This is a genomic window from Metabacillus sp. KJ11-3, from assembly GCF_055808295.1.
This window is the reverse complement of record NZ_CM147865.1, coordinates 2,468,692-2,491,564: the sequence shown is the minus strand read 5'-3', so window position 1 is coordinate 2,491,564 and position 22,873 is coordinate 2,468,692. Positions and strand designations below refer to the sequence as shown.

The window sequence follows — 22,873 nt, the reverse complement described above, 5'->3', positions numbered from 1 at the left end:
GGAAGCCTTGAGTTGTGGATCGACAGAAGCAACTAAATCTATCAATTGGTAAAAGGGAGAGAATATATATGTTACGTTCACTATATTCCGGAATTAGTGGTATGAAAAACTTTCAGACAAAACTAGATGTTATTGGTAATAACATTGCAAATGTAAACACTTATGGATTTAAAAAATCTCGTACAACATTTGCTGACTTAGTAAACCAACAAATAGCAGGAGCGGCTGGTTCAACACAAACTACCGCAGGTACAAACCCACAACAAATAGGGTTAGGTGCAAAAATTAGTTCAATTGATACAATTCATACATCTGGTTCAACACAAACTACTTCTAGAACATTAGATATTGCTTTAGCAGGAGATGGCTTTATCCCTGTGGCATCTATAAATGATTTAAGTAGAGTAAATATTGACCAAGGAAATCAAATTGGAAATAACATTATTGCCGGTGCCATTGATTCTGCAGTTGATATGAATTATACACGAGCAGGGAATTTATATTTAGATGATCGTGGTTATTTAGTTACAGCTGAAGGGTTGTTTGTAATTGGTGAAACTGGACAAAAGTCAGTACCTACCCAACAAGCAATTACAAAGTCACAAAACGCTTTAAATGCCATTAATAACTTTAGTACGCCATTCGGAAATATGACTACAGCTTTAGAAGATTTCACTAAACAAGCGAATGATCTTATGAATGCATACCAAGAATATAATGATGCTCAAATTAGCTATACAAAAAATGAAGCTCCTGCAACAGGTGGACCTTTATACAATGCTATGGTTAGCTCACATTCTGCATTAACAACACTAGTAAGTCAATTTAGTACCGCCCAAACAGCTTATAATACGACTGCGAATGGTTTTAGTGGAGGAAATATTGGGGCGTTAAATACAGCTGTAGCTTCTTTTAATTCGACTGCACCTTTAGGAACTATAATTAAAGAATTTAATACAACAATATCTCAAATTAATGGTACTTACACAGTTCCTGGACAGGGTGCAGGTGTACCGGATGCAACTTTATCGAATTTAAATACAATGCTATCAAATTTAAGCAACAACATGATTGACCTGGAAAAAATCGGACAATCTGTTATTAATTTTGAAAGTATAGCATCAAACCTACAAGACCCTTCATTTACCAATAAGCTAAGTGGAGAAGCAGGATTAATACAAATCCCTTTAGATGCAAAAAGTTTTAGTATCGGACCTGATGGCACTGTGACTTTTGTTAATAATGCCGGTGAACTAAATGTTGCAGGGCAAATTCGTGTAGCTATGTTTGCCAATGCAGGTGGACTTGAAAAAGTTGGGGGAAACTTATTCAAGCAATCCTCAAACTCAGGTTCTATTGATAAAAATAATAATGGTATTCAACTTAATGAACTTGCAATTGCTGGACAAGATGGAGCAGCATCCATTATTGCAGGTGCTCTAGAAATGTCGAACGTAGATTTATCAGAAGAATTCACAGAAATGATTGTTGCACAGCGTGGTTTCCAATCAAATACAAAAATTATTACAACGTCAGACGAAATTTTACAAGAATTAATGGGTCTAAAACGATAGCAAGGGGGAAGAGGCTAACACTAGATCTTTTACGTTAGCCTCTATAAAATATGATTCAATTAACAAGGTTGAATGGAAAGCAATTTACATTAAATGCTTTATACATTGAAGTGATTGAGTCATTTCCTGATACAACCATAACCTTAACGAATGGGCATAAATATGTTGTAAGAGAACCTCAGCATGAGGTGGCTATGAAAATTTCTTCCTTTTATCGGGATATCAATGTTTTGTCTTTGAGAAAAGACACGGAGGTTTTTGGTGATGAATAAGAAGCTTTTAACTATTATGCTAGTTATTTTAGGGTCTATTACATTAATTGGTGTTACAGCACTAGTCGTCGTTACTAAATTTTTAGGAAATGAAGATGAGCATAAAGAACCTTCGATAGAAGAAGTTGTTGAAGCATCAGTCGATATACCCGAAATAACCACAAATTTATCCAGCGGTAATATTGTGCGCATATCATTTAAAATTGAAACAGATTCGAAAAAAGCAAAAGAAGAATTAATACAACGTTCCTTCCAGGCTCAAGATATTATTATTTCGGAGTTAGCTAATATGGAGGCTTCACAAATAGAAGGAACAGATGGAATGAATAAGCTCAAAGAGTCTATTTCCAATAAAATTAATGCATTAATGCAAGAAGGCAAGGTCAAAAAGGTTTATACCACATCCTATATCCTTCAATAATTGAACATTAAAATAAAAATAGGAGGTGAAAACTTTGGCAGGTGATATTTTATCACAAAGTGAAATTGACGCCTTGCTATCCGCCATTTCAACTGGTGAGATGGATGCAGATGAATTAAAAAAAGAAGAGTCAAGTAAAAAAGTAAAGGTCTATGATTTTAAACGAGCTTTACGATTTTCAAAAGATCAAATTCGAAGTTTAACAAGAATCCATGAAAATTTTGCTAGACTTTTAACGACTTATTTTTCAGCTCAATTACGCACATATATACAGATTACAGTTGGCTCTGTTGACCAACTGCCTTATGAGGAATTTATCCGATCCATCCCTAAAATGACGGTGTTAAATATTTTTGAAGTTGCTCCATTAGATGGTAGAGTACTTATGGAAGTTAATCCTAATATAGCATACGCTATGATGGATCGAATTATGGGTGGAATCGGAGCGAGTGTTAATAAAATAGAAAGTTTAACAGAAATTGAAACAAAAATTATTTCAAATATTTTTGAGAAATCATTAGATAATTATCAAGAGGCATGGGAATCATTAATTGAAATTGAACCAAGTATGTTGGAATTTGAAGTTAACCCACAGTTTTTACAAATGGTTTCCCCTAATGAAACGGTTGTCGTAATATCCCTGAATATTCAAGTGGGAGAAACAAGCGGTATGATAAACCTGTGTATTCCGCACGTTGTTTTAGAACCTATTATTCCTAAGTTATCTGTACATTATTGGATGCAGTCTGACAGAAAAGAGCCAAAGCAACATGAAATGGATGCATTAAGAAAGCAAATTAATCTTGCTGATCTTACAGTTGCAGCTGAGCTTGGAACATCAGATATATCAATACAAGACTTTCTTCAATTACAACTTGGTGATGTCATCCAATTAGATTGCGTCATCGACCAGCCATTGGTGGTTAAAATAGGTGATAAGCCAAAGTTTACAGGACAACCTGGAAAAATGAACAAAAAATTAGCGGTTCAAATTATTGACCACTTATCGAGAGGTGACGAAGATGGTGAGTAATGATATGTTATCGCAGGATGAAATCGATGCACTCTTAAAAGGGTCAAGTATTGATGAAGAGGAACATCCTGTAGAGACAGAAGTACTTATAAATAATGAAGATTATTTTGACGCAATGGAAGAAGATACAATTGGTGAAATAGGAAATATTTCATTTGGAAGCTCAGCAACAGCTTTATCAACTCTTTTACAACAAAAAGTTGAAATTACAACACCAAGCGTGTCAATCATTCACAAAAATAAATTAGGTGAACAATTTCAACATCCTTATGTTGCGATAGAAGTGAATTATACAGAAGGATTTTCAGGAAGTAACTTGTTGGTTATTAAGCAAAGCGATGCAGCAATTATTGCAGATTTAATGATTGGTGGAGACGGAACAAATCCCGATGAAATGTTGGGAGAAATTCAAGTCAGTGCAGTTCAGGAAGCGATGAATCAGATGATGGGTTCTGCGGCAACATCGATGTCAACCATATTTAATAAAAAGGTAGACATCTCTCCGCCAAGTGTAGAACTTCTTGATGCAAATGAAACGGAAGAGGCAAATACAATACCTAATGATGAGTTGTTTGTGCAGGTATCTTTCAGATTAAAGATTGGAACATTAATTGATTCAAATATCATGCAATTATTGCCTTTACATTTTGCCAAGGATCTTATAGATCAATTAATTAATCCAAAACAGGAGGCGGCTGCTACTGCCGAAGCAATAAAAGAGGTTCAGGAGCCACAAGCAGTAATACATGCACCGATACCTGAGATGACACATTTAAATCAAAATGATGCTCAACAGAGTAACTCACATGCTCAACCTGTATATGAGCAACAAATGCAGCAACAACAGTCGGGTTTTAATAACCCAATGTACCAGCAACAATTCGGACAACCAATGTTCGAGTCTGTTCCCGGGCAGCCTATTCAACAAAGACCACAGCCTTCAGTTAATGTAAAACCTGCTGAATTTGCTTCTTTTGAGCAAGTTTCATATCAACAGCATGGAATGCAAAACTTGGATATGCTGTTAGACATCCCTTTAAAGGTAACAGTGGAATTAGGCAGAACAAAACGTTCCGTAAAAGAAATTCTTGAATTATCTTCAGGGTCCATTATTGAATTAGATAAGCTTGCTGGAGAACATGTAGATATATTAGTTAACAATAAGATTGTTGCAAAAGGAGAAGTTGTTGTTATTGATGAGAACTTTGGTGTCCGTGTAACAGACATTATTAGTCAATCAGAACGATTAAACAAATTAAAATAAATTTGTAAAGTAGGAGTGGGGAAAATGGCACACAAAATTATGATAGTAGACGATGCAGCTTTTATGAGAATGATGATTAAAGATATCTTAACGAAAAATGGGTATGAAGTAGTAGCTGAAGCAGCTGATGGTGCACAAGCTGTTGAAAAATACAAAGAACATCAACCAGATTTAGTAACGATGGACATCACAATGCCTGAAATGGATGGAATTGCAGCATTAAAAGAAATTAAAAAAATCAACAGTAATGCTAAAGTTATAATGTGCTCGGCAATGGGGCAACAAGCAATGGTTATTGATGCGATTCAAGCAGGTGCTAAAGACTTTATTGTAAAACCTTTCCAAGCTGATCGTGTTTTAGAGGCAATTGGAAAAACATTAAGTTAAAGGTGGAGAGACTTTGCTTCATAGAAAAACCCTCATATTGACGGTAATAGCTCTTATCTTTTTGCTCCGCAACCTACAGCGATTGTAGTTGCGGAGGGCACACAAAACGAAAGTGTATATGAAAATATTAATAAGCAAGAGCAAGAAAATAATCAAAATCAATTAAATGAAAACCAGGAAATACAAGATCATGTGCAACTAAATAAAGAAACCGACGTGCAAGGGGATGCACTCTCAATAACAGCATGGGATTTTATGAAGATGATATTTGCTTTGGGTTTTATTATATTTCTTATCTATGCCTTATTGAAGTTTGTCACCAAGAAAAATCGTGTTTTTCAGCAAGGACAAGCTATTGTGAATTTAGGCGGAACAAATCTAGGGCAAAATAAATCAGTTCAAATGGTAAAAGTCGGAAAACACGTGTTAGTTGTCGGAGTTGGCGAGTCGATTACTTTGTTAAAGGAAATTGAGGATGAGCAGGAGAGTAAGAGCATTATTGAAGACTTCGAGAGAAAACAAGAAACGGTCATTGATTCGAAAGATATATTCCAAAAGTTAGCTTCAACAATCGTTCACCGATCAAAAGGGAATAAGACCATTTCAAACTCAAATACACCAGTTTTTTCAACAAAGTTAAATGAACAATTACAAAAAATAAAGGAAGAACGAACAAAACAGTTTGATGATATTAAAAGAAAGGGTCTAAAGAAGAATGAATGAGTTTATGGAGTTTTTTAATAATAGTAACCCGGAAGACGTCAGTACTTCTGTAAAGCTTCTATTATTATTAACGGTATTATCGATTGCACCCAGTATTTTAATATTGATGACTTGTTTTACAAGGATTATTATTGTATTGTCATTTGTTCGTACTTCACTTGCAACACAATCAATGCCACCGAATCAAGTATTAATCGGTATAGCTATGTTTCTAACATTTTTCATAATGGCACCTACATTTTCTCAAGTAAATGAACAGGCGTTAACGCCTCTTTTTAATGAGGAAATAGGTCTCGAAGAAGCTTATGAAAGAGCTGCAAATCCTTTTAAAGAGTTTATGAGCAAACACACCAGGCAAAAAGACTTAGCTTTATTTTTAAATTATGCTGGCATAGATAATCCTAATTCCATAGAAGAAATCCCATTAACGGCTTTGGTTCCTGCCTTTGCTATAAGTGAAATAAAAACCGCTTTTCAAATTGGTTTTATGATTTTTATACCGTTTTTAGTTATTGATATGGTCGTTGCAAGTATCTTGATGTCCATGGGAATGATGATGTTACCACCAGTTATGATTTCTCTGCCTTTTAAAATTCTTCTATTTGTATTAGTAGATGGTTGGTATTTAATTGTGAAGTCATTGTTACAAAGTTTTTAGAAGGGTGTGAATGAATGAGCTCCGAGTTTGTTATTTCATTAGCTGAAAAAGCTGTTTATACTGTACTGATCATATGTGGACCTCTTTTGTTAGTAGCATTAGTCATTGGACTTATTGTAAGTATTTTTCAAGCTACAACGCAAATTCAAGAACAAACACTGGCCTTTATCCCAAAGATCGTCGCCGTATTAGTAGGCTTAATATTTTTTGGACCCTGGATGTTGTCCACTCTTATATCTTATGCACAAGATATCTTTGGAAATTTAAATAGGTTTGTAGGATAAAATGGTAACTTTACTGGAAAATTATCCTGCATTTCTTCTGATTTTTATGAGGGTTACGGCTTTTTTTGTAACAATGCCTTTTTTCTCATATCGAAATATTCCTAATACACATAAAATTGGTTTCTCTTTCTTTTTAGCATGGATCATGTTCTTTTCTATAAATCCGCCGACTATTGAAGTTGATGGTCAGTATTTCATGCTTATTTTAAAAGAGGTATTACTTGGCCTTGCGATCGGGTTTTCAGCATATTTTATCCTTGCAGCAGTTCAAATTGCCGGCAGCTTTATCGATTTTCAGATGGGATTTGCTATAGCGAATGTTATTGATCCCCAAACAGGAGCACAAAGCCCGCTAATAGGTCAATTCTTGTACACTTTTGCATTATTATTACTTATTACAACAAACGCACATCATCTTTTATTAGATGGTATATATTACAGCTATCAATTTGTGCCAATAAATCAACCTTTTCTTCCTATGGGTAATGAAAATATTATTGAGTTTATTATCACTTCGTTTAATTCAATGTTTATCATTGCTTTTCAAATGTCAATTCCTGTGGTAGGATCGCTTTTTTTAGTAGATATAGCTCTAGGCATCGTTGCAAGGACTGTTCCTCAATTGAACATTTTTGTTGTTGGATTGCCTTTGAAAATTATTGTTAGTTTTATCATGCTCATTTTAACAATGAGCGCATTATTTTTATTAATGTCACAATTATTTGAGACGATGACGTATACAATGCGTGGTCTAATGGAGTTGTTTGGAGGTGGAGGCAATCAACCTACTTAGATTAGATTTGCAGTTTTTTTCTGGAGAAAAGACCGAGAAAGCTACTCCACGAAAAAAACAAGATGCAAGAAAAAAAGGTCAGGTAGCTAAAAGTGCAGATGTAAATACAGCACTTTCACTTCTTACTGTTTTTTTATCGTTTATATTCATTGGCGCTTTCATGAGAGATCGAATACTTATTATGCTAAGAGGTATATTCCAGGATTATTTATTAATTGATGTAACAAATCAAAATGTTCATGACGTTTTTTTAACACTTGCTTATCAAGCAACTATGATTTTAGCACCGATTATGGGAGTTGCTTTGGTTGCGGGGGTTTTAGCAAATTATTTACAAGTAGGCTTTTTATTTTCAACGGAAGCTATTCAAATGAAGTTAAATAAATTGGATCCAATCCAAGGTTTTAAACGGATCTATTCAATACGTGCGTTAGTTGAACTGGTTAAATCGTTATTAAAAATCTCCTTTGTGGGAGTTGTAACATTTTCCGTTTTATGGCTTGAACTTGATAATGTATTGAGATTGTCACAAATGACTGTTGAACAGTCACTACAATTTATCGGGTCCTTAACTGTTAAGATGGGGCTATCTGCGTCGATTGCCCTGCTATTATTATCATTGCTTGATTATATGTATCAGAAATATGACTATGAAAAAAACCTAAGAATGTCTAAACAAGACATTAAGGATGAATATAAAAAATCTGATGGTGACCCGCTCATAAAATCAAAAATAAAGCAAAGGCAGCGTGAAATGGCGATGAGAAGGATGATGCAGGATGTTCCTACAGCCGATGTTGTCATCACAAATCCAACTCACTATGCTATTGCGTTAAAATATGATGAAACAAAAATGGATGCTCCATATGTTGTCGCTATGGGGGTAGACATGGTTGCACAAAAAATAAAAGAAATCGCAAAAGAGAATGACGTCATGATGGTAGAAAATCGCCCTCTTGCAAGAGCCCTTTATGCTCAGGTAGATATTGGACAAGCTATTCCAGATGAGTTTTTTCAGGCTGTTGCAGAGATTATCGCGTATGTATATCAAGCGAAATCTATTTCATAAAAAGTGATTATTTCTACTAATTCAATAGATTGATTGGGTTTAAGGAGAGAAAAAACATGTCCGGAAAAGACTTATCTGTATTACTTAGTGTTATTTTAATTGTGGCAATGCTGATCATTCCGTTCCCGGGCTGGTTGTTAAGTTTTTTAATTATTATAAATATATCTCTTGCACTATTAGTAATTCTTACGTCAATGAATATGAATGAGCCATTGCAATTTTCAATCTTTCCCTCATTGATTCTTCTGTTGACTCTATTTCGCTTAGGACTAAACGTGTCCACGACTAGAGCGATATTAGCAGAAGGTGATGCAGGGAAAGTGGTTGAGACTTTCGGGACGTTTGTTACCGGAGGAAATGTTTTGGTCGGGTTTGTTGTTTTTATTATTTTAATTGTTATTCAGTTTGTTGTTATTACAAAAGGTTCTGAACGTGTATCAGAAGTAGCTGCCCGTTTTACACTTGATGCAATGCCCGGTAAACAAATGAGCATTGATGCAGATTTAAATGCAGGTATGATTTCTGAGCAACAGGCTCGTGAAAGACGAGATAAAATTGCGAATGAAGCTGATTTCTACGGGGCAATGGATGGTGCAAGTAAGTTCGTAAAAGGTGATGCGATCGCCGGTATTATCATGGTATTAATCAATATGTTATTTGGCATCATTATTGGCATGATGCAGCTTGGTATGTCTATTTCTGAGGCTGCATCACATTTTACAATGCTGACAGTCGGTGATGGGATTGTAAGCCAAATTCCGGCATTATTAATATCCACTGCAACAGGAATTGTAGTAACACGTGCTGCCTCGGAAGGAAATCTTGGTACAGATATTACAAATCAACTATTTGCTTATCCAAAAATGCTCTATGTGGCATCAGGGACCATTTTTTTATTAGGTATTTTTACGCCGATTGGTATTCTATTAACACTTCCAATTGCAGCATTGCTCACTATTGGAGGCTATATGATTACAAAAACTAGAGAACAAAACGTGCCTGATGAAGAAGAAATTGAGCAAGAGATAGAAATGGACGAAATGAAGAGTCCAGAGAGTGTAGTTAACCTGTTAAATATTGATCCAATTGAATTTGAGTTTGGGTACGGATTAATTCCTCTTGCTGATACAAATCAGGGTGGAGATCTACTTGATCGGGTAGTTATGATTAGAAGACAGTTAGCTATTGAACTAGGTATTGTCATACCTGTTGTAAGAATAAGAGATAATATTCAGTTACAACCTAATGAATATCGTTTGAAGATCAAGGGAAATGAATTGGCAAAGGGTGAAATCTTACTTGATCACTATTTAGCTATGGCTCCCGGAATAGAAGATGATTCAATTGAAGGAATTGATACAATTGAACCATCTTTTGGATTGCCTGCTAAATGGATAACAGATGAAGTTAAAGATACAGCTGAAATGTACGGTTACACAGTTGTTGATCCTCCATCTGTTGTATCAACACATATAACAGAAGTCATAAAACAACATGCGCATGAATTATTAGGTAGACAAGAAACTAAACAATTAATCGATCATTTAAAGGAAACTTATCCTATTTTAGTAGAAGAAGTTACGCCAACTCCACTTGGTATTGGTGAGATTCAAAAAGTACTCGCTAAGTTATTACGTGAAAAAGTGTCGATAAGAAATTTACCGATTATTTTTGAAACCTTAGCTGATTTTGGAAAAATGACTTCGGACACGGAGTTACTGGCGGAATATGTAAGACAAGCCTTAGCTAAGCAAATAACTGTACAATATGCTGAACAGGACAATTTTCTGAAGGTCGTAACTTTATCGGGTAGAGTAGAAAAATTAATTGCAGATGGTGTACAACAAACCGAACATGGCAATTACTTATCATTAAGTCCTGATGTTTCACAGATGATTATTGAATCGGTAGCAAAGGAAGTTGAAATGTTATCCCTCGAGCAGCAGACACCGATCATATTATGTTCTCCTGCTGTGAGAATGTATGTAAGACAATTAACAGATCGATATTTTCCACAAGTGCCTATTTTGTCTTACAATGAGCTGGAAGCAAATGTTGAAGTACAGAGTATTGGGGTTGTGAATGTAGAATGAAGGTAAAAAAGTATGTCGCAACATCTATGCAAGAAGCGATGAAAAAAATCCGAAGTGAAATGGGAAATGATGCAGTCATTTTAAACTCGAAAATGATTCAAACCGGAGGATTTTTGGGGTTCTTTACTAAAAAGAAAATTGAAGTGATTGCTGCAATGGATCCGGATGTTAGCCCAATTGAAATGAAGACTGTAAAAAATGTCAGGAAAGAAGCATCAAAGCCTCTCATCAAAGATAGTGGTTTAGAAATAGCACAACAAGTACAAACAAATTCACAAAAAAATATCGATCAATTACAACTTTTAGATGAATTAAGTGATTTGAAAAGGTTGCTTAAGTCTGTTTCTACAAATGAAAAAATCGATATGTATCCACAGCCTTTGAAAAAAGTGCTCGAAAATATGATTGAACAGGAAATATCACCCGTATTGAGAAGTCAATTGATGGCAGAGCTTTTAGACTTTTGGTATGTCCGAAAAGGTGACATATCGGATGAAGAATTACTTGAAAAGCAACATGATTTTTTTGCTCATCACCTAGCAGATCTTGAATTCGGGGGTATTTCTTACAAGCGAAAATACATTAATGTTATCGGCCCTACAGGAGTCGGGAAAACAACAACCCTTGCAAAACTAGCTGCTGAATGTGTTCTTCAAAGAAAGAAGAAGGTTGCTTTTATAACCACAGACACATATCGAATTGCAGCGATTGATCAATTAAAAACGTATGCGAAGATTCTAGATGTTCCAATTGAAATTTGTTATACGATTGAAGACTTTAAACAAGCTAAACAGAAATTAGCAATGTATGATTATGTTTTTATTGACACGGCAGGACGAAATTTTCTGGAGCCTAAATATGTTTCTGATTTACAGAATATTATTGACTTTGACGAAGAAATGGAAACATTTTTAGTCTTAGCCGCAACGGCAAAGCCAACTGATATGCTTGCCGTATTTAAACAGTTTTCTGTTATTCCGATCCATAAGCTTATTTTTACAAAATTGGACGAAACATCAACAAGAGGATCACTATTTGATGTCATGTTAAACACGAAAAAAGGCATTGCATATACAACTCATGGACAAAATGTTCCGGAAGATATCGAAGTGGCTACAAGAGACCGTATAGTCGAACAAATGTTGAGGTAAGAAAAAATGTCATATGATCAAGCACAGCGTCTAAGAGAACGTTTAAAAAGTTTAAAAACAGAAGCAAAATCTGTTGCTGTTATGAGTGGAAAAGGTGGAGTGGGAAAGTCAAACTTTTCACTTAACTTTTCGTTAGCATTACAACAAGAAAAGAAACGAGTATTATTATTCGATTTAGATATCGGTATGGGTAATATCGATATATTAATTGGTGAAAGTTCTGCATATTCAATTGTCGACTTCTTCCATCAGGATATGTTGCTCTCAGAAATTATTTCTTCCGGCCCAAATGGTCTGGATTATATTTCGGGTGGTACAGGACTTGGTATTATTTTTTCAATGGATGAAGAAAAGTTTCAACAATTTCTTCAGCAACTCGGTTTGTTATTTAAATTATACGATTATATTGTTTTCGATATGGGGGCCGGTATATCAGAAGACAGCTTGCGTTTTTTATTATCTGTTGATGAAATTATCGTGATTACTACTCCTGAGCCTACTTCTATGACAGATGCGTACGCAGCAATAAAAAATGTTTGTGTAAATAATGGAACAATTCCATTCACTATTGTCGTAAATCGAGCTTTCAATAAGAAAGTTGCTGAAACTACGTATAAAAGATTAGAACAGACGATCAATCAATTCTTAAAACGAGAAGTTTCTCTACTTGGAACAATTCCTGATGACTCTACCATTATGAAGGCTGTGATCGATCAAAAACCTTTCATTCTTTTCCAACCTGGTTGTCAGGCAAGCAAAGCATTAAAAATGATTTCACAAAATTATTTGGAAAAAAAGAATACGATTGAAAAAATTCAAGAAGAAGCACCTTTTATTTCGAAGCTAAAACATTTCTTCATGAAAGGCAGGTAACATTTATGGGAAAAACAAGTGTCTTAGTTGTCGATGACTCAGCTTTTATGAGAAAGCTAATTTCTGATTTTCTTTCTGAACATGAACAAATTCAAGTGGTAGGGACAGCTAGAAATGGAGCGGATGCCTTAACTAAAATTGAAGAGCTTAATCCGGATGTTGTTACTTTAGATGTTGAAATGCCTATCATGAATGGATTAGAAGCCTTAAAAATCATTATGAAAAAATGTCCAAGGCCTGTGATCATGCTTTCAAGTACGACAAAAGATGGTGCTGAAAATACGATTTTATCATTGCAATATGGTGCTTTTGACTTTATTCCTAAGCCTTCAGGATCTATATCTTTAGACCTACACAAAGTCAAGGAGGAACTAAAAAATAAAGTTATTCTTGCGAAATCTGCAAATTTAAAGAAAGTAAACAATCAATTATTACAAAAACCTACAAGTTATAGTAAAATAGACTCAAATGCTAGCCAAAGTCCAGTTTCTTTCGACAAAGACAGATTTGGTCAATCAGTCATTTGTATTGGGACCTCTACAGGAGGACCGAGAGCTTTACAGCATGTATTAACAAAATTACCATCCGATCTTAATGCACCAATTTTTATTGTTCAACATATGCCTCAAGGCTTTACACAGTCACTGGCAAACCGGCTTCACACAATTTCTTCCATTGATGTAAAAGAAGCTGTCAATGGGGAAGTTGTAAAAAAAGGCACGGCATATATAGCTCCTGGTGGATCACATATGACAATTGTAAAATCAGGCTCAGTATTAACAATAAAAATAGACCAATCAGACATAAGAAATGGTCATCGACCATCCGTTGACGTAATGTTTGAATCTGTAAGTGAACTAAACAATTATCGCAAAATTGCAGTCATTATGACAGGAATGGGTTCTGATGGTTCAGAAGGGTTAAAAAAGATGAAATCAAAAGGAGTCGTGAAGGCTATATCTGAATCAGAAGAGACATCTGTTGTCTACGGAATGCCTAAATCAGCTGTTTCAACAAATTTAGTTGATAGAGTTGCAAATGTGGAAGAAATTGCTGACGTTATTTTACATTTTCTTTCGCCAGCATACTAAGAAATAAAATTTTATAATTTACTAAACAACAGTGTTCTGGTTGTTTATCCGATATTCAACTCGAAACTTAGGGGTGTTACCGTATGGAAATGAATCAATATTTGGAAGTATTTATTGAAGAAAGTAAAGAGCATTTACAATCATGTAATGAAAAATTACTAGAGTTAGAGAAAAATCCTACGGATCTATCAATTGTGAATGAGATATTCAGGTCTGCCCATACATTAAAAGGGATGAGCGCCACAATGGGCTACGAAGATTTAGCTAACTTAACACATCAAATGGAAAACGTTCTTGACGCAATCAGAAATGAAAAGCTTACAGTGACAGCTGAGATTTTAGATGTTGTCTTTGCATCTGTAGACGACTTAGAAGAAATGGTATTCTCAATTGCTGAAGGTGGGGACGGGAAAAAAGATGTTTCAAAAGTTGTAGAAATGTTAAAGCAAATTGAAAATGGTGAAACGGTAACAGCTGATACGAATACCGCATTAGCTCCACAACCTCTAATGCAATCAATTGGTTCTTATGACGATTATGAAAATGCCGTTATTCAACAATCAAAGGAGCAAGGCTTTTCTCCATATGAATTAACTATTACATTGAGAACTGACTGTTTATTAAAGGCTGCAAGAGTATTTATGGTGTTTGAAATTTTAGAACAAGCTGGTGAGGTCATTAAATCTGTTCCATCAGTTGAGCTTTTAGAGGAAGAAAAATTTGATCATGAATTTACTGTAGCACTTGTTACAAAAGAATCTTCAGAAGATCTTAAAAACAAAGTAATGAAAGTGTCAGAAATTGAAGATGTTATTGTAAGGCAAATTGATCTTGATCATGTCTCGGCAGTTGTGTCTGAACTAAGCACAGGAGAGCAACATGAAACACCTGATAATCAAGAAGTTGAACAGGTAAAAGAGGAAGTGAAAACAGCAACAAAACAGGTTGCTGCCACCAGTTCCAAAACAATCCGTGTCAACATTGAACGTTTAGATATCCTAATGAATCTTTTTGAAGAGCTTGTTATTGACCGTGGGAGATTGGAGCAAATATCCAGGGATCTAAATAATTCAGAGCTTAATGAAACGGTAGAAAGAATGTCAAGGATTTCCGGTGATTTACAAAACATCATTTTAAATATGAGAATGGTTCCAGTTGAAACAGTATTCAACCGTTTCCCTAGAATGATTAGACAATTAGCGAAAGATTTAAATAAAAAAATTCATTTGGACATTGTTGGAGCTGAAACGGAACTGGACCGAACAGTAATTGATGAAATTGGAGATCCGCTTGTTCACTTACTGCGCAATGCAATTGACCATGGAATCGAAATGCCGGAGGAACGTGTAAGAAACGGTAAGAGTGAGGAAGGTCATGTAGTATTAAGTGCGTATCATAGTGGAAATCATGTCTTTATCGAAATTGAGGATGATGGGGCAGGTATTAATCGTGACCGTGTACTTAAAAAAGCATTGGATCGTGGTGTGGTGACAGAGCAGCTAGCTGCTACTTTAACGGATAAGCAAGTTTATGAGCTGATTTTCTCATCTGGTTTTTCAACAGCTGACAAGATTTCAGATATATCAGGTCGGGGTGTTGGATTAGATGTAGTAAAGAGTACGATCGAATCTCTGGGCGGTACAGTTTCTGTTGATGCAAAAGAAGGTAAAGGATCATTATTTTCTATACAGCTACCACTGACATTATCGATTATTTCAGTTATGTTAGTTGAATTAAGTAATGAAAAATATGCTATTCCATTATCATCTATTATTGAAACAGCAGTAATTAAAAAAGAAGATATTCTACAAGCGCACAATCAAAAAGTCATTGATTTTAGAGGTAAAATTGTACCATTAGTCTTTTTGTCCGAAATCTTTGAAGTTCCTTGTGCAAATGAAGATGAAGATTTTGTCTCATTAATTATTGTCCGTAAAGGAGAAAAAATGGCTGCATTAGTCGTTGATTCTTTCATTGGACAGCAGGAAATTGTATTGAAATCGTTAGGGAATTATTTGAATTCTGTTTTTGCTATTTCGGGAGCGACTATTTTAGGAGATGGTCAAGTCGCATTAATTGTTGATTGTAATGCTCTTATAAAATAATTAACTAAGCATGATAAGGTTGACTTAAAGGAAAGAAAATAGATAGGGGTATGTCTAGAGAGGAGTATTTACAATGAGTGAACATTTAGTTGGAGATCTTAAAGTCATTGTTTTTCAACTGCAGGACGAAGAGTATGGAATTCCTGTACAACAAGTGCGTTCAATTGAGAAAGTTGAGCATATTACAAGAGTTCCAAGGACAGCTCCATTTATTAAGGGAGTAATTAACTTGCGTGGTGTGGTTACACCAATTATCGATCTCCGAAAACGATTTGGTCTTCAAGAACTTGAGGATACTGAAAGTACAAGAATGATCATTGTTTCTAAAGAAGACATTGAAGTAGGTTTTATTGTGGATGCAGCAAATGATGTTATTGATATTCAAAAGGATATTATCGAACCAGCACCTGAAGTTGTTGGCTCTGTAGAGGTTGAATACATTCAAGGTGTTGCTAAATTAGAAAAGCGATTAATTGTGATGATTGATCTTGATGAAGTATTAAAAACAGAACAAACACTAGCACTTCAGGATATTTAGAAAGACATGGATTATACAAAATCAATTACGCCAATTCATTTAGATATATTAAAAGAGGTTGGGAATATAGGTGCCGGACACTCTGCCACATCTTTATCTATGTTACTAGACAAAAAGATTGATATGACAGTACCCGATGTAAAGATAATTTCTTTTACTGAGCTTATGGAACTGGTTGGTGGACCAGAAGTGGTTGTTGCAAGTGTTTTTTTAAGAATGGAAGGTGATATCCCGGGTTCACTATTTTTTGTTCTTAGTATTGAACAAGCAGAGCGGTTTATTAAAAAGTTAATAGCTGATGATGATTTTTCATTAAAAAAGACACCTTATAGTGAGTTGGGATTATCTGCTTTTCAGGAGCTTGGGAATATTTTAACTGGATCCTATTTATCATCATTATCGGATTTAACAGATTTAATGATATATCCTTCTGTTCCAGCTTTAACAATTGATATGTTTGGTGCAGTGATTACTCATGGTTTAATTGAATTATCGCATGTAAGTGATTACGCAATCATTATTGATACTGCGATTAAGGAAGAAGATCAGCTTGATATAGATTCTGTTAAAGGGCATTTCTTTTTATTGCCAGATCCGAATTCTTTCAAAAAGTTATTTGATGCCCTTGGTATTAATCATGAAAAATGAACTGGCTGAAGTTGTTAAAGTTGGTATTGCTGACCTCAATATTGTGAAATCTCCAAATAGGATAAGGACTTCAGGTTTAGGTTCATGTGTAGGACTAATCCTTTTTGATAAAATCAATGAAATAGCAGGTTTGGCACATATTATGTTACCTGACTCATCACTTGCGAATCAAACAACTATTAATCATGCTAAATATGCAGATAGTGCAATCCCGTTATTAATAAATAAATTAGTAGGTTCAGGAGCGAAAATGAGACTTCTCCATGCAAAAGTGGCTGGAGGTGCTCAAATGTTTCAATTTCAATCATCAAATGACATGATGCGAATTGGACCTAGAAACGTAGAAGCAGTAAGAAGAATACTACAGACATATAATATTCCGATTCTTAATGAAGATGTGGGTGGAAATAGCGGCAGAACGATTGAATTTGATCCCAAAACAACTGAATTAATGATTCGGACTGTCAACCAAGGGACAAAAATAATATAGGGTTTAATCCTGGAACCATTTAGTAACGGGACTAAATAACAAAGATCAGATAGATGAAGATCTTTTCATGATATTTATGTTGATCAGGGGGATAAAAATGACACAATTGACACAAATCGACGAACATGTAATATGGCAAAAATGGATTGATGTACGTGATGCACATGCTGGTAATGCACTCATCAAAAAATATATGCCCCTTGTATCTTATCATGTTCAAAGAATATCTGTAGGACTCCCAAAAAATGTGACGAAAGATGACTTAATGAGTTTAGGACTTTTCGGATTATATGATGCCTTAGAAAAATTTGACCCTAATAGGGATTTAAAATTTGACACATATGCTTCATTCAGAGTACGTGGAGCAATAATTGATGGATTAAGAAAAGAAGACTGGTTACCAAGGAGCTCAAGAGAAAAAGCGAAACGTGTAGAAGCTGTAATTGATAAATTGGAGCAAAAGCATCTTCGAAATATAACTTCAAAGGAAATTGCAGCAGAGCTGGGCTTATCTGAGTCAGAAGTTGTTGGTGTAATGAATGAGGGCTTCTTTGCGAATGTTCTTTCGATTGACGATCAATTGTTTGATCAAGAAGATGGTGAAAGTATTGGTTTCACAGTCAAAGATGATAATCAAAAAACACCGGAAGAAAAGATGGTATACGACGAGTTAATTGGACAATTATCGGAAGTGATTACACAATTAAGTGAGAAAGAACAGCTGGTTATCAGCTTCTTTTATAAAGAGGAATTAACATTAACTGAAATTGGTCAAGTTATGAATCTATCAACCTCCAGAATTTCTCAAATTCATTCAAAAGCATTATTCAAGTTACGAAAAATATTAGAAAATGTCATCCACTAAGAATAAATGATAAATATAAATCACCATAGATTAGTCTAACAAGATATCCAACTAATCATAAGGGTGTGACTGATATAAGCCTCAAAAACATTGAAATGCAACTTGCTCTACCACGAACACATGATGCCGGTAAGATGCAAGATCTTATAAACCAAAGAAATCAGCAAATTCAAGATCAACTTGCACATTCTACTCAAAAGGAAGTAGACTTAAAAAGAACTCAGGTATCACAAAATAATGAGAGTGATAAACTATTTTTGAAAAAAGATCATTCACAACAACATCACGAGCAAAATAAGAAAAAGAAAAAAGTACAAAAAAAGAGGAGAATCCTGACCATCCTTTTAAAGGAAAAAAATTGACTTTTTTGGTTAAGAGAGGATGCCTATGCCAACTACTATTTTACTATTATTAAGTTTACTACTTCACGTAGTAGCTTTTTATTTTATTATCGTCCTTTATGTGAAGTATTCAAATATGAAGGATCTTTCAGATACACAACGTCAGATTCTTGAAGAAACAGAAAATTCAATGACAAATTTTTTAATTGATATGAAGGATGAAAATGAAAAATTTATTAATACTTTGTTAAGATCTTCAAATGAAAGAGTACCAAAACCGATTAATGAAGATTCGACTGAGCTAAACCAAGATTCCTATTCAGAAAGGGAACAGAAACCTAAGGTTCCCAACAAAACGGAGATAGAAATAAACTCAAATGAATTGCCTGGACATTTGTCAGGGATAGACGACATGGAAGATATTGTTGAAATTACACAAACTTCCAATAAAAATAAGCCCCCATTTGAGATTGAGGCACTAAATCTTTATAAACAAGGATATACTGTAGAACAGATTGCAAAAAGGTTAAATAAAGGAAAGACAGAAGTTGAACTACTTCTTAAATTCCGCCAACTATAGACTATATTCTATAATATATGACAAATTTATGATGAACCTGTAAAGTTTCTTCACTTTACTCTTGATTGTCATATTTCGATATGGTATATTAATTTTTGGTGTTATTACACACGCTTATAGATTTAAGTATTGGTGCTGTTTTTTTACATCATATGCTTAAAAAGAATAGTTATGCTTAAAGATGATATAAGCGGAGGAGATCAAAACCATTTAGGAGGAACAAACACATGTCAGTAATTTCTATGAAGCAATTGCTTGAAGCTGGTGTTCACTTCGGTCATCAAACTCGCCGTTGGAACCCAAAAATGAAACGTTACATCTTTACAGAGCGTAACGGAATTTACATCATCGACCTTCAAAAAACTGTTAAAAAGGTTGAAGAAGCTTACAAATTCGTTAAAGAACTTGGAGCTGAAGGTGGTACAATTCTTTTCGTAGGTACAAAAAAACAAGCGCAAGATTCTGTTAAAGAAGAAGCAGAACGTTCTGGAATGTACTTTGTAAACCAACGTTGGTTAGGTGGTACATTAACTAACTTTGAAACAATCCAAAAACGTATCAAACGTTTAAAAGATATTCAAAGAATGCAGGAAGATGGTACTTTTGAAGTACTTCCTAAAAAAGAAGTAGTACAACTAAACAAAGAGCTTGAGCGTCTTGAAAAATTCCTAGGCGGAATTAAAGACATGAAGCAATTACCAGATGCATTATTCATTATCGATCCTCGTAAAGAGCGCATCGCTGTTGCAGAAGCTCGTAAATTAAACATTCCGATTGTTGGTATCGTTGATACAAACTGTGATCCGGATGAAATTGATTATGTAATTCCTGCAAATGATGATGCAATTCGTGCTGTAAAACTTCTACTGCAAAAATTGCAGATGCAATTTTAGAATCTAAACAAGGTGAAGAAACAGTAACACCTGCTTAATGTGCAAAAGGTGATAAGGGGATTTGACCTTTTATCACCTTTTTTAAAGCAAGCTACATACTAAGTGAATAATCCAATATGTTATGTATTACAGCATATGGTGTAACCTAACATAATGATGAGAACATTCTATTTTTATTGAATGGTTTAATGTAACCCAAACCTATATGACCTTAAGGAGGAATACCGTTATGGCAGTAACTGCTCAAATGGTTAAAGAATTACGTGAAAAAACTGGCGCTGGAATGATGGATTGTAAAAAAGCGTTAACTGAAACAAACGGAGATATGGATCAAGCAATTGACTATCTTCGTGAAAAAGGTATTGCGAAAGCAGCTAAAAAAGCTGATCGTATTGCTGCAGAAGGTTCTACTTTAGTGAAAGTAAACGGAAATGAAGCTGTTATCCTTGAAGTAAACTCTGAAACTGACTTCGTTGCAAAAAATGAAGGCTTCAAAGAATTGATTAACGGATTAGCTGATTTCTTATTAGAAAAGAAACCTGCTGATGCTGAAGCTGCTTTAGCTGAAACAATGGGTAATGGAACTACAGTAGCAGATTACATTAACTCAGCAATTGCAAAAATCGGTGAAAAAATCACTCTTCGTCGTTTTTCAGTATTAACAAAAACTGATAATGATGCGTTTGGTGCTTACCTTCACATGGGCGGACGTATTGGCGTATTAACATTATTAGAAGGTACAACTGATGAAGAGGCTGCTAAAGATGTTGCGATGCATGCTGCTGCAGTTAACCCAAAATATGTTTCACGTGACCAAGTTTCTGCTGAAGAAGCTGAACATGAACGTAAAGTTTTAACTGAGCAGGCATTGAACGAAGGTAAACCGGAAAACATCGTTGCTAAAATGGTTGAAGGACGCCTAGGTAAGTATTTTGAAGAAATTTGCTTATTAGATCAAAGCTTCGTTAAAAATCCTGATCAAAAAGTAAAACAATTTGTTGAGTCTAAAGGCGCAACTGTAAAAACTTTCATCCGTTATGAAGTTGGTGAAGGAATCGAGAAACGTCAAGATAACTTCGCTGAAGAAGTAATGAGCCAAGTCAAAAAATAATCGTAAACACATTGAAATAATTTTGTGTTTAAACTAGAGAAAATTTTCTTATAATGGAAAAAGGGAACACAGCCAGTGTTCCCTTCTTTTCGAGATGAGTATAAGATATATATGTAGGACATGTAAATTAAGAGCGGATAGAGAGTTGGAGGTAATCATGAGTAAACCTAAGTATCAACGTATTGTACTTAAATTAAGTGGTGAAGCACTTGCAGGTGATAATGGTTTTGGAATAAATCCATCTGTTATACAATCAATTGCAAAACAAGTGAAAGAAATTGCAGAATTAGATGTAGAAGTTGCAGTTGTTGTAGGCGGTGGAAACATCTGGCGTGGAAAGATTGGCAGTGAAATGGGAATGGATCGTGCAACTGCTGATTATATGGGAATGCTTGCGACTGTGATGAATTCCTTGGCTTTACAAGATAGCCTTGAAACACAAGGGATTCAGACACGAGTACAAACATCGATTGAAATGAGACAGGTTGCAGAACCTTACATAAGAAGAAAAGCAATTCGTCACCTCGAGAAAAAACGAGTTGTTATTTTTGCAGCTGGAACAGGAAATCCTTACTTCTCAACTGATACAACGGCTGCTCTACGTGCTGCGGAAATTGAGGCAGATGTAATTCTAATGGCTAAAAACAATGTTGATGGTGTATACAGTGCAGATCCTCGTGTTGATAAAGATGCAGTAAAATATGAGACACTATCATACTTGGATGTTCTTAAAGAAGGTTTAGCAGTTATGGATTCGACTGCATCATCTCTATGTATGGACAATGATATACCGTTAATTGTTTTTTCAATTATGGAAGAAGGAAATATTAAACGTGCCGTAACTGGTGAAAATATTGGTACAATTGTTAGGGGAAATAATCATGGCTAAACAAGTATTAGCAAACACGAAAGAAAAAATGGAAAAAGCTGTTGGTTCTTTAAGTCGTGAATTAGCGTCCGTAAGGGCTGGGCGTGCAAGCGCAAATCTTCTTGATAAACTATCTGTTGACTACTACGGTGCACCTACACCTGTTAATCAACTTGCTTCTATCAGTGTTCCTGAAGCACGCCTATTAGTCATTCAACCATATGACAAAACTGTGCTTGGTGATATTGAAAAAGCCATTTTAAAATCAGATCTAGGATTGACACCTGCTAACGATGGTTCTTTAATTCGCTTATCAATTCCTGCGTTAACTGAAGAAAGAAGAAAAGATCTAGTTAAATTGGTTAAAAAATATGGTGAAGAAGCAAAAGTTGCTATCAGAAATATTCGTCGTGATGGCAATGATGAGTTGAAAAAGCTTGAAAAAAATGGTGAGATCACAGAAGATGAATTACGCAGCAATACTGATAATGTACAAAAATTAACAGATGAATACATCGTTAAAATTGACCAAGTTGCAAAAGATAAAGAAAAGGAAATTTTGGAAGTTTAATTCATTCGTGAAATGAATTCTTAAATTCCATTCGTATATGGAATTTTTCAGTTTCCTAATCGACAAAAAATATGTACAATAGGTATGAAAAGACCCTCTAATGTTTACAGGGGGTTTTTTTGTTAATACTGTTAACGTCATCAAAGAAAAATGAGAAACAGGAATTATTGGGTGATG

25 protein-coding genes and 1 pseudogene are annotated in these 22,873 nt (G+C 34.9%); all 26 read left to right on the top strand.

Annotated features, from left to right (window positions below; translation table 11 throughout):
- Positions 1–68: 68 nt before the first annotated feature.
- The 26 genes and pseudogenes from AC0L8O_RS12665 to frr all read left to right on the top strand — a co-directional run bounded on the left by AC0L8O_RS12665 (position 69) and on the right by frr (position 22,696).
- A complete protein-coding gene (locus tag AC0L8O_RS12665; RefSeq protein ID WP_473448400.1) occupies positions 69–1,574 on the top strand; it encodes a flagellar hook-basal body complex protein in 1,506 nt (501 codons plus the stop codon).
- A gap of 50 nt (positions 1,575–1,624) precedes the next feature.
- Positions 1,625–1,846 (top strand): flagellar FlbD family protein, encoded by a 222-nt coding sequence (locus AC0L8O_RS12660; RefSeq protein WP_473448397.1) that lies wholly within the window; start codon positions 1,625–1,627, stop codon positions 1,844–1,846.
- Positions 1,839–2,267, top strand: a complete 429-nt coding sequence (gene fliL / locus AC0L8O_RS12655; RefSeq protein WP_473448395.1) for a flagellar basal body-associated protein FliL — start codon at positions 1,839–1,841, stop codon at positions 2,265–2,267. The genes AC0L8O_RS12660 and fliL overlap by 8 nt, the downstream gene beginning before the upstream one ends.
- Before the next feature lie 34 nt (positions 2,268–2,301).
- Positions 2,302–3,300 carry a flagellar motor switch protein FliM gene (gene fliM / locus AC0L8O_RS12650; protein WP_473448393.1) on the top strand — a complete coding sequence of 333 codons (999 nt, stop codon included), beginning with the start codon at positions 2,302–2,304 and terminating at the stop codon, positions 3,298–3,300.
- On the top strand, positions 3,290–4,564 hold the full coding sequence (fliY, locus tag AC0L8O_RS12645; protein WP_473448390.1) for a flagellar motor switch phosphatase FliY: 1,275 nt from the start codon (positions 3,290–3,292) through the stop codon (positions 4,562–4,564). Before fliM ends, fliY begins: the two co-directional genes overlap by 11 nt.
- 24 nt (positions 4,565–4,588) lie before the next feature.
- Positions 4,589–4,951, top strand: coding sequence for a response regulator (locus AC0L8O_RS12640; RefSeq protein ID WP_026559341.1), 363 nt, complete (start codon positions 4,589–4,591; stop codon positions 4,949–4,951).
- A gap of 192 nt (positions 4,952–5,143) precedes the next feature.
- A complete protein-coding gene (locus tag AC0L8O_RS12635) occupies positions 5,144–5,674 on the top strand; it encodes a flagellar biosynthetic protein FliO (RefSeq protein ID WP_473448388.1) in 531 nt (176 codons plus the stop codon).
- Positions 5,667–6,332 carry a flagellar type III secretion system pore protein FliP gene (gene fliP, locus AC0L8O_RS12630; RefSeq protein ID WP_026559339.1) on the top strand — a complete coding sequence of 222 codons (666 nt, stop codon included), beginning with the start codon at positions 5,667–5,669 and terminating at the stop codon, positions 6,330–6,332. Before AC0L8O_RS12635 ends, fliP begins: the two co-directional genes overlap by 8 nt.
- Positions 6,333–6,346: 14 nt before the next feature.
- A complete protein-coding gene (gene fliQ / locus AC0L8O_RS12625; protein WP_026559338.1) occupies positions 6,347–6,616 on the top strand; it encodes a flagellar biosynthesis protein FliQ in 270 nt (89 codons plus the stop codon).
- A gap of 1 nt (position 6,617) precedes the next feature.
- Positions 6,618–7,409: a flagellar biosynthetic protein FliR gene (gene fliR, locus AC0L8O_RS12620; protein ID WP_226528298.1), complete on the top strand. Its 792-nt coding sequence runs from the start codon at positions 6,618–6,620 to the stop codon at positions 7,407–7,409.
- Positions 7,396–8,478 carry a flagellar biosynthesis protein FlhB gene (gene flhB, locus AC0L8O_RS12615; protein WP_473448859.1) on the top strand — a complete coding sequence of 361 codons (1,083 nt, stop codon included), beginning with the start codon at positions 7,396–7,398 and terminating at the stop codon, positions 8,476–8,478. Before fliR ends, flhB begins: the two co-directional genes overlap by 14 nt.
- 56 nt (positions 8,479–8,534) lie before the next feature.
- Positions 8,535–10,571 carry a flagellar biosynthesis protein FlhA gene (flhA, locus tag AC0L8O_RS12610; RefSeq protein ID WP_473448384.1) on the top strand — a complete coding sequence of 679 codons (2,037 nt, stop codon included), beginning with the start codon at positions 8,535–8,537 and terminating at the stop codon, positions 10,569–10,571.
- Positions 10,568–11,722 (top strand): flagellar biosynthesis protein FlhF, encoded by a 1,155-nt coding sequence (gene flhF / locus AC0L8O_RS12605; RefSeq protein ID WP_473448382.1) that lies wholly within the window; start codon positions 10,568–10,570, stop codon positions 11,720–11,722. Before flhA ends, flhF begins: the two co-directional genes overlap by 4 nt.
- A 6-nt stretch (positions 11,723–11,728) precedes the next feature.
- The gene (locus AC0L8O_RS12600; RefSeq protein WP_473448380.1) at positions 11,729–12,595 is read left to right on the top strand and encodes a MinD/ParA family protein; all 867 of its coding nucleotides are present in this window, start codon (positions 11,729–11,731) and stop codon (positions 12,593–12,595) included.
- A gap of 5 nt (positions 12,596–12,600) precedes the next feature.
- Complete coding sequence (locus AC0L8O_RS12595) at positions 12,601–13,686, top strand: protein-glutamate methylesterase/protein-glutamine glutaminase (RefSeq protein ID WP_473448378.1); 1,086 nt, start codon at positions 12,601–12,603, stop codon at positions 13,684–13,686.
- A gap of 83 nt (positions 13,687–13,769) precedes the next feature.
- Positions 13,770–15,791 (top strand): chemotaxis protein CheW, encoded by a 2,022-nt coding sequence (locus AC0L8O_RS12590; RefSeq protein ID WP_473448376.1) that lies wholly within the window; start codon positions 13,770–13,772, stop codon positions 15,789–15,791.
- 73 nt (positions 15,792–15,864) lie between these two features.
- Positions 15,865–16,329 carry a chemotaxis protein CheW gene (locus AC0L8O_RS12585; RefSeq protein ID WP_473448374.1) on the top strand — a complete coding sequence of 155 codons (465 nt, stop codon included), beginning with the start codon at positions 15,865–15,867 and terminating at the stop codon, positions 16,327–16,329.
- A gap of 6 nt (positions 16,330–16,335) precedes the next feature.
- Positions 16,336–16,977 carry a chemotaxis protein CheC gene (locus AC0L8O_RS12580; protein ID WP_473448372.1) on the top strand — a complete coding sequence of 214 codons (642 nt, stop codon included), beginning with the start codon at positions 16,336–16,338 and terminating at the stop codon, positions 16,975–16,977.
- The gene (locus AC0L8O_RS12575; RefSeq protein WP_473448370.1) at positions 16,967–17,467 is read left to right on the top strand and encodes a chemotaxis protein CheD; all 501 of its coding nucleotides are present in this window, start codon (positions 16,967–16,969) and stop codon (positions 17,465–17,467) included. Before AC0L8O_RS12580 ends, AC0L8O_RS12575 begins: the two co-directional genes overlap by 11 nt.
- Positions 17,468–17,564: 97 nt before the next feature.
- Positions 17,565–18,332: a FliA/WhiG family RNA polymerase sigma factor gene (locus AC0L8O_RS12570; protein WP_473448368.1), complete on the top strand. Its 768-nt coding sequence runs from the start codon at positions 17,565–17,567 to the stop codon at positions 18,330–18,332.
- A 65-nt stretch (positions 18,333–18,397) separates the two neighbouring features.
- The gene (locus tag AC0L8O_RS12565; RefSeq protein WP_473448367.1) at positions 18,398–18,694 is read left to right on the top strand and encodes a hypothetical protein; all 297 of its coding nucleotides are present in this window, start codon (positions 18,398–18,400) and stop codon (positions 18,692–18,694) included.
- A gap of 25 nt (positions 18,695–18,719) precedes the next feature.
- Positions 18,720–19,253, top strand: coding sequence for a hypothetical protein (locus tag AC0L8O_RS12560; RefSeq protein WP_473448365.1), 534 nt, complete (start codon positions 18,720–18,722; stop codon positions 19,251–19,253).
- Between the two features lie 227 nt (positions 19,254–19,480).
- A pseudogene (gene rpsB, locus AC0L8O_RS12555) lies at positions 19,481–20,184 on the top strand (30S ribosomal protein S2).
- A 191-nt stretch (positions 20,185–20,375) separates the two neighbouring features.
- Complete coding sequence (gene tsf, locus AC0L8O_RS12550; protein WP_473448364.1) at positions 20,376–21,257, top strand: translation elongation factor Ts; 882 nt, start codon at positions 20,376–20,378, stop codon at positions 21,255–21,257.
- Between the two features lie 157 nt (positions 21,258–21,414).
- A complete protein-coding gene (gene pyrH / locus AC0L8O_RS12545) occupies positions 21,415–22,146 on the top strand; it encodes a UMP kinase (RefSeq protein ID WP_473448362.1) in 732 nt (243 codons plus the stop codon).
- A complete protein-coding gene (gene frr / locus AC0L8O_RS12540) occupies positions 22,139–22,696 on the top strand; it encodes a ribosome recycling factor (RefSeq protein WP_473448360.1) in 558 nt (185 codons plus the stop codon). The genes pyrH and frr overlap by 8 nt, the downstream gene beginning before the upstream one ends.
- Positions 22,697–22,873 lie beyond the last annotated feature (177 nt).

Excerpts from the sequence above, each read along its gene's own strand:
- pyrH (WP_473448362.1), top strand. The coding sequence starts at position 21,415 with ATGAGTAAACCTAAGTATCAACGTATTGTACTTAAATTAAGTGGTGAA.
- fliP (WP_026559339.1), top strand. The coding sequence starts at position 5,667 with ATGAATGAGTTTATGGAGTTTTTTAATAATAGTAACCCGGAAGACGTC.
- fliR (WP_226528298.1), top strand. The coding sequence starts at position 6,618 with ATGGTAACTTTACTGGAAAATTATCCTGCATTTCTTCTGATTTTTATG.
- tsf (WP_473448364.1), top strand. The coding sequence starts at position 20,376 with ATGGCAGTAACTGCTCAAATGGTTAAAGAATTACGTGAAAAAACTGGC.
- fliY (WP_473448390.1), top strand. The coding sequence starts at position 3,290 with ATGGTGAGTAATGATATGTTATCGCAGGATGAAATCGATGCACTCTTA.
- fliL (WP_473448395.1), top strand. The coding sequence starts at position 1,839 with ATGAATAAGAAGCTTTTAACTATTATGCTAGTTATTTTAGGGTCTATT.
- AC0L8O_RS12600 (WP_473448380.1), top strand. The coding sequence starts at position 11,729 with ATGTCATATGATCAAGCACAGCGTCTAAGAGAACGTTTAAAAAGTTTA.
- AC0L8O_RS12640 (WP_026559341.1), top strand. The coding sequence starts at position 4,589 with ATGGCACACAAAATTATGATAGTAGACGATGCAGCTTTTATGAGAATG.
- AC0L8O_RS12560 (WP_473448365.1), top strand. The coding sequence starts at position 18,720 with ATGCCAACTACTATTTTACTATTATTAAGTTTACTACTTCACGTAGTA.
- flhA (WP_473448384.1), top strand. The coding sequence starts at position 8,535 with ATGTCCGGAAAAGACTTATCTGTATTACTTAGTGTTATTTTAATTGTG.
- AC0L8O_RS12665 (WP_473448400.1), top strand. The coding sequence starts at position 69 with ATGTTACGTTCACTATATTCCGGAATTAGTGGTATGAAAAACTTTCAG.
- AC0L8O_RS12585 (WP_473448374.1), top strand. The coding sequence starts at position 15,865 with ATGAGTGAACATTTAGTTGGAGATCTTAAAGTCATTGTTTTTCAACTG.
- AC0L8O_RS12590 (WP_473448376.1), top strand. The coding sequence starts at position 13,770 with ATGGAAATGAATCAATATTTGGAAGTATTTATTGAAGAAAGTAAAGAG.
- AC0L8O_RS12660 (WP_473448397.1), top strand. The coding sequence starts at position 1,625 with ATGATTCAATTAACAAGGTTGAATGGAAAGCAATTTACATTAAATGCT.
- fliQ (WP_026559338.1), top strand. The coding sequence starts at position 6,347 with ATGAGCTCCGAGTTTGTTATTTCATTAGCTGAAAAAGCTGTTTATACT.
- AC0L8O_RS12570 (WP_473448368.1), top strand. The coding sequence starts at position 17,565 with ATGACACAATTGACACAAATCGACGAACATGTAATATGGCAAAAATGG.
- flhF (WP_473448382.1), top strand. The coding sequence starts at position 10,568 with ATGAAGGTAAAAAAGTATGTCGCAACATCTATGCAAGAAGCGATGAAA.
- frr (WP_473448360.1), top strand. The coding sequence starts at position 22,139 with ATGGCTAAACAAGTATTAGCAAACACGAAAGAAAAAATGGAAAAAGCT.
- AC0L8O_RS12580 (WP_473448372.1), top strand. The coding sequence starts at position 16,336 with ATGGATTATACAAAATCAATTACGCCAATTCATTTAGATATATTAAAA.
- AC0L8O_RS12595 (WP_473448378.1), top strand. The coding sequence starts at position 12,601 with ATGGGAAAAACAAGTGTCTTAGTTGTCGATGACTCAGCTTTTATGAGA.
- AC0L8O_RS12575 (WP_473448370.1), top strand. The coding sequence starts at position 16,967 with ATGAAAAATGAACTGGCTGAAGTTGTTAAAGTTGGTATTGCTGACCTC.